This window comes from Pedobacter alpinus, assembly GCF_042684645.1.
Classification (GTDB): Bacteria; Bacteroidota; Bacteroidia; order Sphingobacteriales; family Sphingobacteriaceae; genus Pseudopedobacter; species Pseudopedobacter alpinus.
In genome coordinates, this window is record NZ_JBHULV010000021.1 from 1 (window position 1) to 17606 (window position 17606).

Genomic DNA, 17606 nt, shown 5'->3' on the forward strand with positions numbered 1-17606 from the left:
ACATTCGTTTGTTCATAGTTTCAAATTTAATGTGTTTATATTAAATCTGACAATAAAATCCCTCTAGTCAAAGGTAGCAACTCCATTTAACAGATAATCCCAATGTTAAAGTAACGATTACACAAGCAACATCCTCAAATGGAAGTGCAACTGTTGATTTTAACTTTAATGGTGTTGTGAAAACATACGCCATTAATTTAGAGTAATTCGATACTGAGCGTTTCACTAATTTAATATTCTTAAATAAGGCTGTTTGGAAAGACAGCCTTATTTCATTTAACCATTAGTTTTCATTTTCTAATATTTTATATGGTTTTAATAACTATTAACATTTCATTTTTAAGTACAGAAGGATTTTAAATGTTCGATTAAAGTTTTTCACACGTTGCCGATTATTTATAGACTACGAATTTTGTTTTTGGCATAATTACCGATTATAATAGTTTACAAAAAACTAGAAATAATAAAATTGTAGATTTTAGTAACCATGAAAGCTGTAAATTTTGAATAGGTTACTATTTATATAAATTATAAAAACCTAATCGATTGACACCATGGCTTTAATGACTCCATTTTTAGGATCTAACCAGGAAGAAAATTCCTCTTTAACTTTTTCAAAATTAACCCGATGGGTAATATAAGTTTGTGGGTTTACTAATCCTTTTTTCATAGAAGAAATTACATGTTCAAAATCTTCTTTGGTGGCGTTTCTACTACTCATTAATGTAGTTTCTCTTTTATGAAACTCGGGATGTGAAAATGAGATAGGTTCTTTTTGTAAACCAATTAAAACATATCTACCTCCATGAGCTAAAAAATTAATTCCATTATTTATAGCTTTCAAATTACCAGTGGCATCAATTACTACTGTCGGCATATCGCCATTGGTAATTTCTAATAATCTCTCTATTACATTTTCAGAAATGGCATTTACCGATGCATATACGCCAAGTTCTTTTTTGCAAAAATCTAAACGCATATCGTTTACATCTAAAGCAATAACTTTTGCACCAGCAATTTTGGCAAATTCCATAGTTCCCAAACCTATGGGACCCGCTCCTACCACTAAAACAAATTCTTCTGGTTTAACTTGAGCTTGTCTAACTCCATGTGCTCCAATGGCTAATGGCTCTACCAAAGCCAATTCATCAAAACTTAAACCTTCGCCATGTAATAAATACTTTAATGGTACACTCACATATTCTGACATTCCACCATCTATATGCACACCAAAAACTTGAATATGACTGCAACAATTTGGTTTTCCGCTGCGGCAAGCGATACAAGTGCCATCAGAAAAATAAGGAATAAACGTTACTGCTTCTCCTTTCTGAAAACCTGGTGCATTATCAAAGTCGATTAGCTCGCCAGAAAGTTCGTGACCTAAAATGCGTGGATAACTAAAAAATGGCTGAGTGCCTTCAAAAGCATGTAAATCTGTCCCGCAAATTCCTATTCTTTTAATTTTAATAATAGCATGGTCTTTTTCTAAAAGAGGCTGAGTAGATTCTTGATAAGTAAATTCACCTGGACTGGTACAAACCAATGTTTTCATATATTTTATCGACTATAAATTGTAAAACGAAGTAGCGTTTTTACCAAACAATAATTGCTGGTCTTGAACGTCTAATTTTTGAGTGTAATTTTGTAAAATTTGTAACGCTTTTTGGTAACCGCCAGCAACATTACAAACTGGCCAATCCGAACCATACATTAATCTTTTAACTCCGAAAGATTCGAAAACAACATCTAAATAGGGTTCAAAATCACTTTCTTTCCAGTTATTAAAATCTGCTTCTGTAACCATTCCAGATATTTTGCAATACACATTTTCATTTTCTGCGATAGCAATTATACCTTTTTTCCAATCCTCTATATTTTGATTTTTAATATCGGGCTTGGCGATATGGTCTATTACAAATTTTTGTTTTGGGAAGGCTTTAACAAACTCTAAAGTATAAGTTAATTGATCTGGAAAGATGAGAACATCATAAGTGAAATTGTACTTTTCTAATAAAGAAATCCCATGCCTAAAGGCTGGTCTCAACATAAAATTTCTTTGACTTTCTCCTTGCAAAACATGCCTAAAACCTTTCATTTTAGGATTTTGGGCGTAGTGAGCTAATCTATCTTCTACATTTAAACTTTGTAAATCAACCCATCCTACTACACCTTTAATAAAATCGTTATCCTTTGCAAAATTTAAAAGAAAATCATTTTGTATTTCGGTTTGATCTGCCTGAACGGCAACACAACCATCAAAACCGTTTTCCTCTAAAATGGGTTTCAAATCTCGTGGAAGAAAATCCTTTCTTATAGCCGACATTTCTTCATTAATCCAGCTATCTCTTACCGGGTCAAAAACCCAAAAATGTTGGTGAGCGTCTATCCTCATCTTACTTTATTTGATAATCGGCTTCTAATAAACCTTCTTTTTTCAGAGTCTCCCAAAAAGAAATCGGTATTTCAACTTGATCCATTTGTAAATTTTTTGCAGTTCGCTCTGGCGAGCTGCTACTTAAAGCAATACTGCTAACTCCGGGTACGTTTAATCCAAAATATACGCAGGCTTCGGCGGGTTTAATCTCGAATTGTTTACATAACTCGTAGAATTTCTCCCTCCAATGATATGCTTTATCATCCTTTGCTAACAGTTGATAATTAAAAAAATCGCCTCCAGTTAAAAAACCACCATTAAAAACAGCCGAATTAATAATCAATACGCCTTTAGCATCTAATATTTTAATAAAATCTGCCAGTTCTTTTGGATGACTATATAATGTTAAACTATTGGCAAACATCACCCAATCAAAATCTACTTTAGTAGATATTTCTTTAATTATTTCCCAATTTTTTGCGCCTATTCCAATGGCTTTAACTTTACCCTGCTGCTTAAGTTCTTTAAGCGCTCTGTAGGCTTCTAATATATCGTTAAACCTTGATTTCCTATCTGTTGTATCTTTTGCACCTACCAAATATTCATCAGGGTCATGCACAGAAACCCATTGCGAAACCAGTCCGTTTAGCAATTCATTTCCTTGCTCATAGCATTTTAAAATTCCGTCATAAGAAATATCCTGATAAGCATCATATTCTAAATCTTTCCAAACGCCTTGTTCAAAAGTAGGCTCATCGGTAATTAAAGGCATTCTTAACCAGCCCAGTTTATTGCTTATGATAACTTGGTCTTGCTTAACGTCCAAATCTTTTAAACATTTACCCAAACTTTCTAAAGCTAAACCAGCTCCGTATTTTCCGGCGGTATCAAAAACTGGTAAATTAGGGTTCTTTTTAATGGCTGTTTCTACAATATCCAACTTTTGTTGATAAGGCAAAGCCTGATAAAGATTTCCCAAATTACTGGTTCCCAAAATTATTTTTGGTGCACTTATTTTAGACATGAAGTTTTGATTTTAATGCTTTTGATAAGCTACTGCTTTTTGTTTAGAGCTTCCCAATCCGTCGATTCCTAATTCCATCACATCACCAGCTTTGAGATAAACCGGAAGAGGTTTTATTCCCATTCCAACTCCTTGTGGTGTTCCTGTAGAAATAACATCTCCCGGTAATAAGGCCATAAACTGGCTTACATAGGAAATCATGAATGGTACGTTAAAAATAAAATCTGCGGTGCTGCTATCTTGTACTATTTTGCCATTTAATTTTAACCAAAGCTTTAAGCTGTGCGGGTCTGTAATTTCATCCTTGCTAGCCATAAATGGACCTAACGGTGCAAATGTATTACAACCTTTCCCTTTGTCCCAAGTGCCATTTCTTTCTAATTGGAAAGCTCTTTCAGAGACATCATTATGCAAAACATAACCTGCAACATAGTCCATGGCATCTTTTTCATCTACATAAGAAGTGTACTTACCAATTACAATGGCTAGTTCCACTTCCCAGTCTGTTTTTTCGGAGTTTTTTGGGATAATTACATCATCAAAAGGACCTGCTAAAGAAGTGGTAGATTTCATAAAAATTACTGGTTCTGATGGGATTGCAGCTCCAGTTTCTTCTGCATGGGCTCTATAATTTAAACCAATACAAAGTATTTTTGAGGGGCGAGCAACTGGACTTCCCCAACGCTCAGACTCTGCAACTGGAGAAAGTGTATTTTCTTTTACAATTGCTTCTAGCTTCTCCAAACCATTGGTTTCGAAAAATTCTTCGTTGTAATCTTTAACAAATGGTGAAGTGTCAAAACGCTTTTCGTCGATTAAAATTCCTGGTTTTTCTTCACCAATGTTCCCGTATCTTATTAGTTTCATGTTTTGTTTTCTTTTTATTTTTTTGATTGCTCAAAATCGGTGGTCTGCAGACCGAAGTCGAACGTCTTATATATTGTGTCTTGATTCTTACTTTTGATAATTCCTAATTGTTCAATTTTATAAATCCACCATCTATTGGATAGTCACAACCGGTAATAAATCCTGCTTCATCAGAACAAAGATAAAGTGCTAATGCGGCAACTTCCTCTGGTTTTCCCATTCTACCAATAGGCTGACTTTTAGAAAGTTTTTCGAAAATTTCTTCCTGATTATCTGGATAGTTCTTGGCGATAAATCCATCAACAAATGGAGTATGAATTCTGGCTGGCGAAATACTGTTACTCCTAATATTATCCGCCATATAATCTCTCGCAACAGACATACTCATAGAAAATATTGCGCCTTTACTCATAGAATAAGCAAATCTATCTGCAATTCCCACCACAGATGCAATTGATGCGGTACTTAAAATTGCTCCGCCACCTTGTTTTTTCATCAGTGGTAAAACGGCATTAAAACAGTTGTATGCTCCTTTAACATTTACTTGGTAAACTTTATCAAAATCAGCTTCTTCCGTAGTGTCAGCTTTTCCAATATGTGCAATTCCAGCATTATTAACCAAAATATCTACTTTACCGATGCTTTGAAAAACATCTTTTACCTGCTGCTGAATTGCAACATCGCATGAATAGGCAAAAGCATTTCCAAACGCTTTAATTTCGGCAACGGTTTCATCAGCGGAAGCTTTATTCAATTCTATAATATGAACATCTGCACCCTGTTTTGCAAACAACAGCGATATGGCTTTTCCAATTCCACTCCCTCCTCCCGTTATCACCGCCGACTTTCCTTTTAGACTAAACATCATTTATTTATTTTTATTGAACTGTTAATTTCGAAATACTTAATTGTTCTGCATCCACGGCAGAAATTTTTAAAATGTATGTCCCTGCGTTAATCATACTGCCAGTTGTGGTGGTAAAATAACTCCATTTTCCTGCTATAGATGGAGAAAAATTTGCCAGCTCAGTTTTCATCAAAGTTCCATCGATGGCAAATAACTCCAATTTCACTTTTAAATCTGTAGAGGTCTGATTCGCATACCTTAAAGTTAGTGAATAAACATCGGCAACACCAGTATCAAATGTCCAATTAATAGCACCATTATCCGGCGATTGGAAAGTCAAACTTTCATATTTATAAAGGACTTCCAATTTTAGACTACTATCATATTTTGCAACTTCTGGCTTGTAATCCTGAGACGGCTTTAAATCAAAAGCTGGCTCTAATTTAGAAATTGGCGTTGCCATCACCAAGTAATTACCAGCTCCATTTAAATTGACCTCTTGGGCGCTAACGTACCTTTTTCTGTAAATCTGATAGGTTTTCCCACCCTCTTCATCAGTTTGCAAAGTGGTTTTGGTATCTTCAAAATCTTTCAAAAACGAATACTTTTCTTTTACTGGAACTGCCAAATAAACATCTGCTCCTTCATTTAAAGTAAAGGATTTTAACGATTTAGCGTAATGAGTACTTATTAAAGTCCCGTTAAAAAGTTTTGGAGGAAGCTCGCTAAAGCTGATGTTTTTATCAATGTAAACTTTATCTCCAATGTCTAACCAATCTTTAACTTTAAATGTAGCAGATTTTTGCACCAAAGCTTTTGAAGCCGGAGCAGGTTTTACATTTTTGTTTAAACTGGCAACAGCAATAGCTGAAATGATGGATTGCCCTACGGTTGATTGTGGAAAATGAATTTTTAACAATCCGTTATCCACTTTCACCTTGATGCTTTTTTGGAAAGCGGCATCATGTCCACCTGCTGCCCAAACATCTAAATTGTGAATATAAATGCTATCATTCACTGCAATATTCATCAATCTTTCTCCGCTGTGGTCGTTCAAATCACCTCCACCAATCCAAGGCTCAGTAAAATAAAGTTCTACCAAATATTCACCGTTTTCAACTGGAAATTCGTATTTCAATTCGTCTCTTCCATATCTAAATTGCTGAAACAAAGGCCAATCTTTGGTGTTTTTTATCGGGTCAAATGTTCTTCGCTGGCTAGCAAAATAAGCTGGCATATCTTTGTAATTCGCCGTCCATGACGTTGAGCCCCAGCTTTGCTCATCTTTTTTGTTAATATCAGCACTCCAAACTTGGTTATAACTATCTGTGTAGTCACCACCGCCACAATTTACCCGATATAAATAATTGTAGTTATTTTGCGCTTTCAGCAAGCCTTCATCTTTGCTCAGTTTCAAGAAATTTGGCGATTTTGGCAGACGATTGAGTACAACGGTATCACGCACCATCGCTTTTCCATCCACATAACCGATTGCATAAAGCACATTATATTGGATATTTGCTTTATCCCATGTGAAATGCGTACCTGTTTTTCCACGCTTACGCTTTCCTAAAGAAGCTTCATCCACATCATTAAACAATTCCACTTCATCACAATTGGAATAAACGGTGATGCCGTCTTTCAATCCCGGTGTTAACCATCGGTTTGGCCAAGTATGCGAAACTATATAAACCATTGGTTCTGTTTTGGGTGCATAGTTGGATTTAAACATGTAATAAACGTCCGCTGGTTCTCCCCAAGAAGTAAACAATCCTTTATAATTTACTGGTCCAATGGCATCCATTTCGCGATAGCCATCTCCGCCTTGTACCCTTCCAGGATTATCGTGAGAATTGTACAACCAGAAATAATGTCCGCTAATTTCATTTTTCACCGAATCGGCCAAACGCACTTTTTGCTCCATCAGTTGTGCCATACGATCTTCGCTGTAAACACCATTCTGGTCTAAAGCACCTTCGGTATGCAAATCTAAAGTTCGCCAAGCACCATATTCACCTACTAAAACCTGCCTTTTTAAATCTTCGCCATAAGTTGCAGGATTTCCACCATAAGTACCTGTCCAATTTTGCGGCACATCCCAATCGGTTCCTTCACCCCCATTACAGGTTGTTACCAAACGTTGTGAAGAACTGGTCGGGTCCATTTCTCTGATGATTTGGGTGCACTCCTCGGCAAATTCTTTTGGGATTCGACTTTCATTTTGTAAGCCCCACATCACCACTGCGGGGTTATTCCACCGTTCCCTTACCCAATCTTTCAACAAAATTTTGAAATTCTCTTTGAATTTCGGATTATCAAACCAAACATGGGCAGAAAATTGCGTCCACCATAAAATCCCTTTTTCTTCCATCAAATTGCCGTACAATAAATTATGCGGCTGATGTGCATCGCGGAAAGCATTGAAACCAGCTTGCTGCATCAAATCCACTCTTGATTGAATTTCCTGTGGCGTAAAAGCATGGCTGTAACCGATGGCGTGTTCGTATTCTGCAATTCCATTAATAAAAACGGGCTTGCCATTTAAATAAAATCTTTGGTCTTTGGCTTTCGCCGATTTAGGCCAGCTAACCCATCTAATACCATAATTGGTGGTATCGGTATCTATGATTTTTCTACCGGATTTGATGGTAGTGACAATTTTATAGAGATAAGGATTCTCTAAAGACCATAATTCTACATTTTTTAAATGATTGAAAGCTTGCTTTGCGATGATACTTTCATCGGCTTTAAGCGAAAGCTTAGATTCTACCTTTTGTAAAATCTCTCCAAATTTGTTTATGATTTGATTTTGAACAGTAATTTTAGCTGATTTTTTCTGATAATTTTTTACCTCGGTTTGCAAATGGATAGTGCTATTTTGAGCCGTTACGGTTGTATCATTCCAAGCATGAACACCAAACGGAACAATCTTTACCTCATTGGTGACCAATAAATGAACCGGACGGAAGATTCCTAAAGGCTGCGAACCTTCTGAGAAACCACGCTCATCCGAACAGCCACCACAAACCCAAGGTAAATCCCTAATTTCAGCTGGATGCTCGGCATAAACTGTTAAAGTATTTTCTTTGCCATCTCTGTAAATGGCATCGCTGGCATCTAATGTAAAAGTGGTTCTCCCTCCTGCATGCTCACCAATTTGCTTTCCATTGAGCCAAACGGTGGCATAAGAACTTACACCTTCAAAAAAGAGAAACAACTTTTTATCAGCGGAAGCTTTTACAGTAAACTTTTTTCGATACCAAGCATTGCCATGTAAATTTCCATGCATCAATCGGCGGTAGCCACCATAATTATCCCAATTGTGCGGAACGTTTACTTTTTTCCAATCTTGATCTTTAAAAGCTGCGGATTTGAACATACCTTGTCCTTTCGCATTTTGTTCGTCTAAAGCCGTGTACCAATCGTTGTTCAGCAAAATATCTTGCCTTACTTGAGTAAAACCAGCAGTAAAACACAAAATAAACATTATCAGAAAAAGACCTTTTAACTTCATCCTATTTATTTTCTAATTGCTGATTGAACTGATAGGTTTTTCCTGCTTTTGCTAAAAAACTGATGGTTTTTCCTTGATAATTGACGGTACAATTTCCAGCATATTGAGGTTTTATTTCCAGTTGTTCCAACATTCCATCACTCCATTTAATAGCTACAGTATAAGCTCCACGGGCTTTTAAACCTTTAATTTCTCCATTAGGCAATCCTGATGGCAAGGCGGTTAAAATATCTAAAGTTCCGTTATGGCTTTGCAACAGCATTTCGGCTAAACCGGCAGCACCACCAAAATTTCCATCAATTTGGAAAGGCGGATGGGCATCAAATAGATTGCGGTAAACGCCACCTCTTTCACTTCCATCTCCTCCTTCTGCCGGACTCAATAATTTATCCATCATCATTAAGGCATGGTCGCCGTCTTTGTACCTTGCCCATAAATTCACTTTCCAAGCAAGGCTCCAGCCTGTTCCATCATCACCACGGTATAAAAGCGACTGTTTAGAAGCTTCCATCACCTCAGGATTTTTGATGTAATTGATGTCGTTACCTGGATAAACACCCCATAAATGCGAAACATGACGGTGGGTGTTCGTAGTGTCGTCTATATCTTGAAGCCATTCTTGTAATTGTCCGTATTTCCCAATTTGATTAGGCGCAATTTGCTTGGACATGGTGACTAAACTATCGGCGAAAGCCAAATCTTGGTTTAAAATTTTTGAGGCGGCTACACATCTTTCAAATAAACTTCTGATAATTTGATGATCCATGGTGGGACCTGCAACCAAACCACCATTTTCCGGAGAATTTGATGGCGTACTGATTAACCAACCCGTTTTTTCATCCTTTACCAAATTGTATTGATAAAATTGAGCGGCACTTTTCATTAATGGATAAGCGGTTTCTTTCAAGAAATTCTCGTCCTTGGTGTATAAATAATGTTCCCATAAATGCTGCACCAACCAACCAGAACCACCTTGCCAAATACCATGATTGGAATTATTGATAGGTGCGGTTGCTCTCCAAATATCTGTATTGTGATGTTCTACCCAACCCGGTGCGTTATAATGGGCTTTTGCGGTTCTCGCTCCGCTTACCGATAAATCTTTTATCAAAGAGAAAAATGGCGCTGTCAGCTCACTCAAATTCAAGCTTTCTGCCGACCAATAATTCATCTGTAAATTGATATTAGTGGTGTATTTGCTTCCCCAAGGTGGCGTTAATAAATTATTCCAAATGCCTTGCAAATTAGCTGCTTGTGTACCCGGACGAGATGAGGAAATCAGTAAATACCTACCGTACTGCATGTATAAAGCCAGTAAAGCAGGATTTTTTTGGTGCGTATAATTTAAAATTCTTTCATCTGTAGGGACGTTCGCCTGCGTATTTTCTCCAAAATTCACCTCAAAACGATTGAAGTATTTTTGATAATCTTTAATGTGCGCTTTCTCTACCGATTTAAATGATTTTCCTTTCAGCTTTTCCAGTTGAGCTTTGGTAATTTCCATCGGCAGACCAGAAACATCCTGATAATTTTTGAAATTGCTGGCACCTACCAAATAAATAGTGGCGCTGTTTGCTCCTTTTACTTCAATATCATGTGCATGAACAATGATTTCTCCTTTTGGGGCAACAATATACAACTGACAAATGCCAAATAAAGCGCCATCTTTTACCTTAACTTTTAAAGCTAAAGTCTGCGCATCAATTTGTGTAAATTGCTGTGCTTTGTGGTTACTGCCCAAAATGGCTTTGAAAGAAATGCTTTGCTTTTTATCGGCAGTAAGTTCAATAGCCAAGGTTTGGTCTGGTGCGCTGACTAAATATTTTCTTTGAAATTGAATACCATCTTGTTGATAAGAAACCGAAGCTATTGCTTTTGAAATATCTAAGTCTCTTTGATAATTACTAATTTCTGATTTACCTTTCGCAAATTCTAAGAATAAATCGCCGAAAGGCTGATAGCTGGCTTGATATTGTGGATAAGATGGTGGCTCTTCATCCTGAATTTTATATTTCCAAACGGGGGCAATGCCAATTCCATTTTCGGCTGCTGTTCCTTCCGGATAAACAACAAATATCCTGTCAGTTCCTTTGGTTCCTGCAAAACCACCTTTGTCAAAATAATTAATGACTTGGATGGCAATGCTGTTTTCGCCAATCTTTACTAAATCTGCGGGAATTTCGTAATGTCTTTTTTTGCTGATGCCTTCATCATTACCAATAAATTTTCCGTTGATGTAGGTATAGTCCTCATCCCTAATTTTACCTAAATCTACATAGAGCTTTTTCCCTTTCCAAGATGCTGGAACGTTAAATGTGCTACGAAACCAAACGGCTCCGTCCACTCCTTCTAAACCTTCTGTTTCCCATCCGTTATTGGCGGGTAAACTCATGGCTTTCCAAGTTTTGATTTCTAAATCGGGTTTAGACAGAGCAACATTTTCACGTACCTTTTTTAACCATGCTGCCCTTAACTTTTCGTATTCCATTTCATCATGGTCTTTTAAACCCATGAAATGTTTCATCCCAATTGCTTCCGCCTCTTTTTGTTTGCCTTCTTTTAATAGTTGACGAATTTGCGCCAAATAATTCGCCGCTCCGGGATGTGCGTAATCTCTTGGCTTACCTGTCCATAAAGTTTCTTCGTTAAACTGGATATGATCCATTTCAACTCCTCCATAAATCATTGCCCCAAACCTCCCATTTCCCAAAGGCAATGCGTCTGTCCATGCTTTTGCTTCTTGCTTGTACCAAAGTTTATTTTGGGCGCTTATGCTGAAAAAGCTTAGAAGAAGAAATATAGAGAGGACGATTGTTTTCATGATTTGAGTTTTAGGTTGTAAGTGGTAAGTTTTAGGTTGCATTTCGCTTTGTTAACTTGAGGAGCGAAAGATCTCCATACTTAAGTGGCTCTGCTTGTGGTGCTTCGACTCCGCTCAGCATGACAATTCGCATAGCATGACAATTCGCAAAGCATGACAATTCGCATATCATGGCGATTCGCTCAGCATGACTATTTCGTGAAACTAATCAAAAACTATTCTCTCTTTTACCTCGATACCTTGTTGTACTGGTGTTTTTAAATCTTTAAAATTGTTATTTTTTATGGTGAAATTTGATGATTGGCTTCCTGTAATGTTTACAAAACTTAGCGAACCTGCTTTTGGCCAACTATTATGTATAAAAACATCTGAAGTGTTTTTTAAGCTGATAACCGAGCTGTTTGGCAAAGGGGAATTGGTTTTAAAACCATTAATTTCTAAGCGATTAACATTTTCAGTCTTTAAACTACTACCAATGGTGGTGTTGATAGTTACCTGATGAAATTCGATATTTTTTGCGTTTAAAATACTGAAACCTTCTTTGGCATCTAATTGAATATCGTTAAAAGTGATTTGGTCAACCGGTAGTTCTCCAATTCCTATAATTTTACCTGCAACGTTAATATCTACTCCCGTAATATTACTGAAATGGATGTTGCGGAAAATTGGTGTACGCTCAGAAACAGGTTCTACTTCCGTTTTAGCATATTGCATATTCAGTACAATGGCTTCCTGTTTAATATTTTTCATAATGATATTGCTCACCCTAATATCTTCTACAACTCCACCTCTTCCACGGGCAGTTTTTATTCTAATTCCACGATCTGTACCATCAAAAACACAATTAGAGATGACAATTTTCTTTACTCCACCAGACATTTCGCTCCCAATAACTACGCCTCCATGCCCAGAAAGCATGGTGGTATTGGTAATGGTATAATTTTCTGCCGGAGCATTCCATTTTCTACCGTCGCGGTCTTTACCCGATTTAATGGTGATACAATCATCGCCTACGCTGATATGGCAATCTGAAATATGCACATATTTACAAGATTCTGGATTAATTCCATCAGTATTGGGTGAAGGTGGATTTTCTATTGTTACCCCTTGAATGCTTACATTTTCACAGAACTGAGGATTAACTGTCCAAAAAGGAGAGTTAATGATGGTGATGCCCTGAATCAATACATTTTTACAGAACATGGTTTGGATAAATGGCGGTCGCAAAAAGCCTCTTTCAATCCAGCCTTTCAAATCGGGAGCGATTACATTTTTGTTATTGGCATGGAAAATATCCATGTATTTTTGTGGCTTTACATTGGCGAAATTTTCTGAAGCTGCCCACCACTTTTTCCCATGACCGTTAATTAACCCACGTCCAGTAATCGCAATGTTTTCTGCTTTGTAAGCGTAAAATAATGGAGAAAAATTATTGACTGTAGTACCTTCCCATCGACTAGGAACCATCGGTAAATAATCATCAAAATTATCGCTAAAATGCAACTCTGCACCAGCATCAATTAAAATGGTAATGTTATTTTTTAAATGAATGGGACCTGTTAAATATTTACCCGGACCAAAATAAATGGTTCCGCCACCTACTTTTACGGCTGCACTAATGGCCTTTTCAATAGCTTTGGTGGCAATGGCTGTGCTATCATTTTTTGCACCATAATCCATTACATTAAAATATTTTTGTGCTTTCGCCGAAAGGCAAAACACTAAAAAGAAACATAAGCTTAAACCTATGTTTCTGAAATTTCTTGTACGCTGCTCCATTTTTTATATTGATGTTTTGATACTTTTTAATTTTCTGGATTTATAAATTCGTTTTCCGTCTTCGAAAACTAAAAAGCCTTTTCCTTTTCCGTATTTTTTTCCTGTTTTATCCCAAATAATGGTTAAAGATTTTCCGTGATATTTTACACCATCTAAGCAAAACCAATCCCACTGATTTTGGGGAATTAATGGCTGAATAATTAATGAATTATTTATTTGTGGCTTTAAACCGACTAAATCGCTAATCACTAAATCAATATAATTAGAATGATTGTAAAAACGGCTACGTGGAATATCTCCCTTTAACCATCTCCCTGTTTTCTCGTCTTGATATTCTCCAATGTAGGTTCTATCTCCGTCAATCACATGAGACATGGCATATTTATGGAATTCTTTGTAGAAAACCTTATTGCTCATATCATCATGATTTTGATAATTATTGATAAGATTAGACAATGCCCTTAAAGTTTGCGAAGTGGCATAAGGCCAAACCGCTCCATCCCATTCGCAACCATGTCCGCTTCCATGAGTTCTAAATTCCGGATGTCTTTTTTCTGCCGTAGTTAAGCCCCAAGGCGCACAAAAACCTGCTGTATCTGTCAGTTGATGCCAAGCATTTTCATATTTTGGAATATCTGCCGGAAGGTTGAAATACCAAGGAATAAAACCTATAGCTTCGCGAACATTTGCCAAACCTCCTTTTTCTTTTTCCACTTCAAAAAACTCAGATTTCTCGTTCCACAACCTGTTTTCTACAATACTTTTCAATAACTGTGCTTTTTGCTGATATTTTGTTTCCAAACTATCTAAACCGGCTAAATTGGCCATAATTGACATAGCTTTTGCACTGCCATACATATAGCTGTTAATGGTCGGTCGCACATTTTTTTCTCTTCTTCCTCCGCTTATGGATTCTTCCATGGCGTCTTTCACATCATACTGCCAAAAAGAACCATCTTTTAATTGGCGGTCTTTCTCCCATTTCTGATAATCGAGGTTTAAAGCTTGGATATTTCTTTTTACAAAATCTAAATCATGGTCAACTTTATAAATATCTAACATGGTCCATGCAAACCAGTTACTAAAATTGTGCAAATGCGGACTTTTTTCTCTGGCATCTACGTTTAACCAAAAATTGGCGTATTGCTTAGCAATTTCATCATTGTAAAACCATCGGGCTTCGTTTAATTGCAAACCCACCCCACTACTAATGGCGTTGTATTTTCCGCCATGTTTCATTGGGGTTAAAAACTCAGTAAAAACAAATCCGTCTGGCGTATCTTTCAAATGCTTTCTTAAAGTCCACCAGCGATAGTAATATATTTTTTGGATAGCCGAATCGGGGCAGTTAAAAAGCGGAATCTGTTTGGAAAGAAACTCGTAAGTTTTTTCGTTTGAGATGGCATTTTTCACATCTTCAGAATCTAAGGAGTTGAAATAATTCACTTCCTCTTTCATGATTTCTGGCTTTAATACTACTCTTTTCTCTTGAGCTGTTGTTTGTTCTGCAAACAGTCCTGCAAAGAAAACAACTAATATAATTTTGCGCATCATATCTTATTCAAATAACCAATCAATATCTTTTCCAGTTCCATCAAAACCTGCATTATGGATTCTTAATGGTTCATCATCATTGATAAAACCTAAGACTAAAACTGCTCCTTTACCCAAACTTAAAGTGTTTTTACCAGCCGGGAAAGTATAGCTATGTACATTTAATAATCGGCCATCATTGGTTTTGATGGCATTTGCAATTTTAATTTCGGCCTGGCCAAAATCATTAGCGCTCGCATCTGTTTCTAAAATCGGCGGAGCTAAATCACCGGTTTGCGTATCTTTAAAATAAGCAACTAACACTTTTACAGGTTTTGAATTTTCGAAAGATACCGATGTTCCTTTCATAATCTGGTCAGATTTAACAAACTTAATTGCATTTAAACCTTTAAGCTCGGGTGCTAATTGGGTAATCTCAGTAGTTTCTTCTACGCCTATTTTACTTCCTTCTTCTAATTTGTAAAAAGATAAGTTTTTAGTATTAAACTTCACACTTGCATTTTGGAAAGCGTTTACTGTAACCACGCCACCTTTACTGGTTTTCTTTAAGGAATCAATATGATTTTTAAAATCAGCTAACTCTTTCTGATAAACAGGAAGCATTTCCTCCCAATGGATAAAGGTAGCATCAACTCCACGCATCGGTATTTTACGTTGCTTGGTTTGCATACTATTTGCATACAAATAGGTGTTTTTTGTTAATTGAGTCAATTCAACCCAATCTTTTACACTTTTTTCCAATAAAGGCACTGCTCTTTCTAAGTCAGCAATATCATCTGTGTATTTAAATTTTAATACTTGTACGGCTGCCCTAGTTTTATTGGCATAAAACCTCGCCATGGCATCGTAACAGTAGATATCATTCTTTAAACGGTTGAACTCTTCCTTATTTTGAGTTACACCATCAGCGGCAAGATTGATTGCTTTTACAGCTATCTCGCCATGTTTTTCAACTTCATTAGCTACTTGAATGGGTGTCTCGCCAATATGTGCTTCCTTATTGAATTCCTTTTTTGCATAATCAATAATCATTTCACCCTCTGGCGCTTCAGATTCGTACATCAAAGTAAATAAACCATAACGGAAAGGATTAATGAGTTGAGTCATCAACATTCCTAAGGTTAAAGTTTGTCGGTTTCCATCGGTGATCCCTACTCTTCTTAATAATTTTGGAGAAATCTCACCGGTTTCTTCGTAAGCTTTTAAAATACTTTCGGAAGCTTTTATATTGGTTCCATACTCTTGGCTCAACAATTTGCTCCAATAAATTTCTTCATCGGATTTTGGTCTATCTGCTTTCCAAGCATACCTTGCCCAAGCTTTATACCACATCCAATCTCTATCCACTTGTAATAATCTTTTATCGGCTTTATCGGCAGTGTATGGCCAATCCCAATAAGAAGCTTGCGGATATAAGTGTAAACCGTTCGCTTCATAAACCGAATGCATGGCTTGTACCGATTTTTGGATGAAATCTGGTGAGCTGTATCTGAAAGGCTCAAGATTTGCCAAAATATGGACATTTTCTATCTGTACAGTTCCAATTCTACTCAATGTTCTGTGTAAATCGGCCCATTTTCCTCTTGGAGTATAAGTAGTTAAAGCCTCACCATTATATTTTGCCATGGTGTATAAATTCTTATAAATTGGTAAAGCTGCCTTCATTACGGCAGGTGCATCGGTATCGTGTGCCCTTAAAACTACTGGTGGTTCTTCTGTAGTTCCTAATTCCTTCAAACCGTCTTTAACTCCTGGCAGAATGGTTTGTGTAAACCAATCAATATCCATTTGTCCTACTCCTTCCATTGCTTCGCCTAAAGTGACTAATAAACCTACATTAGGATATTTTGCCACAAAAGCAGCGATTGATTTCCTAGAATAATCTGCAATTACTGGAACAATAGGACGGTTTCTGTCTTGTGTTGCCAATCCTCTTTTGTCTGCAAATGGTTTTGGAATAATGATATTATAAAACATTTGAATCACCCAAATCCCTCTCTTATCTGCTTCTTGAGTAATGAAAGCGAACATTTCCTCATTTCTTTTGAAAGTAATTTCATCCACTTCCAAAGCTTCTGGATATTCTTTTAATTTTACCAAGGATGAAAATGGATGTCCGTTCCATAAATACAAAGAATTATAACGGTTATCCACCATCATATCTAAATACTTTATCCATAAATCTTTATCATATAGCCAAGGAAAAAGTTCGGGGGTGTATGGATATTCATAAGTCCCTCTTCCGGGCAATAAGGTCGGTTTTTGAACGCCAATACAGGTGCCTCTCAGCACCATTTCCGGATGGTCGCTCAAATTAAGTTGTTGCGGTATTTTACCTTGTGCCGAAATTTTATCGGCTAAGTCCATAAAAGCATAAAGCAAACCCGAATCATCATGACCACTTAAGCTAATCTTATTACCCGTTCTTTGGATGCGATATCCTTCTTTTGGAAGTTTAGAATCAAATTCACTCGCTATGGAAATTTCTATTGTTGTTTTTTGCTTAGCCATTAAAGCCAATTCGTATTGATTGGCTTTTAATACATGGGATAGTTTTTTTACACCAAATAAAACTCTGGCACTTGCAGATGGAGGCACATTAATAAAAACGCGGTTTGATTCTTCTACATCAACAGCTTCGGCATAACTATAAAAAGTAGAGAGGGCAATAATTGTGGTGAAGAAAAGGCATTTTAGGTGTCTTAGCTTTATCATTATAATTATAGGTTTATTGCTTAAATTTGGTTAGAACTTAAGCGTTCTTTCGTTCTCGATTTTCAAATATAAAAATTTATCTATGAAAACTATATTCAAATATAAAAT

10 protein-coding genes are annotated in these 17606 nt (G+C 36.6%); all 10 read right to left on the reverse strand.

What is annotated here, in order from left to right; translation table 11 throughout:
* Positions 1-538: 538 nt before the first annotated feature.
* Entirely contained in the window at positions 539-1555 is a 1017-nt protein-coding gene (locus ACFSSE_RS06270; RefSeq protein ID WP_379042591.1) for a zinc-binding alcohol dehydrogenase family protein, read from the reverse strand.
* Between the two features lie 12 nt (positions 1556-1567).
* Positions 1568-2395, reverse strand: a complete 828-nt coding sequence (locus ACFSSE_RS06275) for an amidohydrolase family protein (protein ID WP_379042594.1) — start codon at positions 2393-2395, stop codon at positions 1568-1570.
* A gap of 1 nt (position 2396) precedes the next feature.
* Complete coding sequence (locus ACFSSE_RS06280; RefSeq protein ID WP_379042597.1) at positions 2397-3401, reverse strand: aldo/keto reductase; 1005 nt, start codon at positions 3399-3401, stop codon at positions 2397-2399.
* A 12-nt stretch (positions 3402-3413) separates the two neighbouring features.
* Entirely contained in the window at positions 3414-4268 is an 855-nt protein-coding gene (locus ACFSSE_RS06285; protein WP_379042600.1) for a fumarylacetoacetate hydrolase family protein, read from the reverse strand.
* A gap of 103 nt (positions 4269-4371) precedes the next feature.
* The gene (locus ACFSSE_RS06290; protein WP_379042758.1) at positions 4372-5133 is read right to left on the reverse strand and encodes an SDR family NAD(P)-dependent oxidoreductase; all 762 of its coding nucleotides are present in this window, start codon (positions 5131-5133) and stop codon (positions 4372-4374) included.
* 13 nt (positions 5134-5146) lie between these two features.
* Positions 5147-8629: a malectin domain-containing carbohydrate-binding protein gene (locus ACFSSE_RS06295; RefSeq protein ID WP_379042603.1), complete on the reverse strand. Its 3483-nt coding sequence runs from the start codon at positions 8627-8629 to the stop codon at positions 5147-5149.
* Position 8630: 1 nt separating this feature from the next.
* Positions 8631-11450, reverse strand: coding sequence for a glycoside hydrolase family 95 protein (locus ACFSSE_RS06300; RefSeq protein ID WP_379042606.1), 2820 nt, complete (start codon positions 11448-11450; stop codon positions 8631-8633).
* Between the two features lie 204 nt (positions 11451-11654).
* Entirely contained in the window at positions 11655-13229 is a 1575-nt protein-coding gene (locus ACFSSE_RS06305; RefSeq protein ID WP_379042609.1) for a glycoside hydrolase family 28 protein, read from the reverse strand.
* Positions 13230-13232: 3 nt separating this feature from the next.
* Positions 13233-14783, reverse strand: coding sequence for an MGH1-like glycoside hydrolase domain-containing protein (locus tag ACFSSE_RS06310; protein WP_379042612.1), 1551 nt, complete (start codon positions 14781-14783; stop codon positions 13233-13235).
* A 3-nt stretch (positions 14784-14786) separates the two neighbouring features.
* Complete coding sequence (locus tag ACFSSE_RS06315) at positions 14787-17498, reverse strand: alpha-d-galacturonidase (protein ID WP_379042616.1); 2712 nt, start codon at positions 17496-17498, stop codon at positions 14787-14789.
* Positions 17499-17606 lie beyond the last annotated feature (108 nt).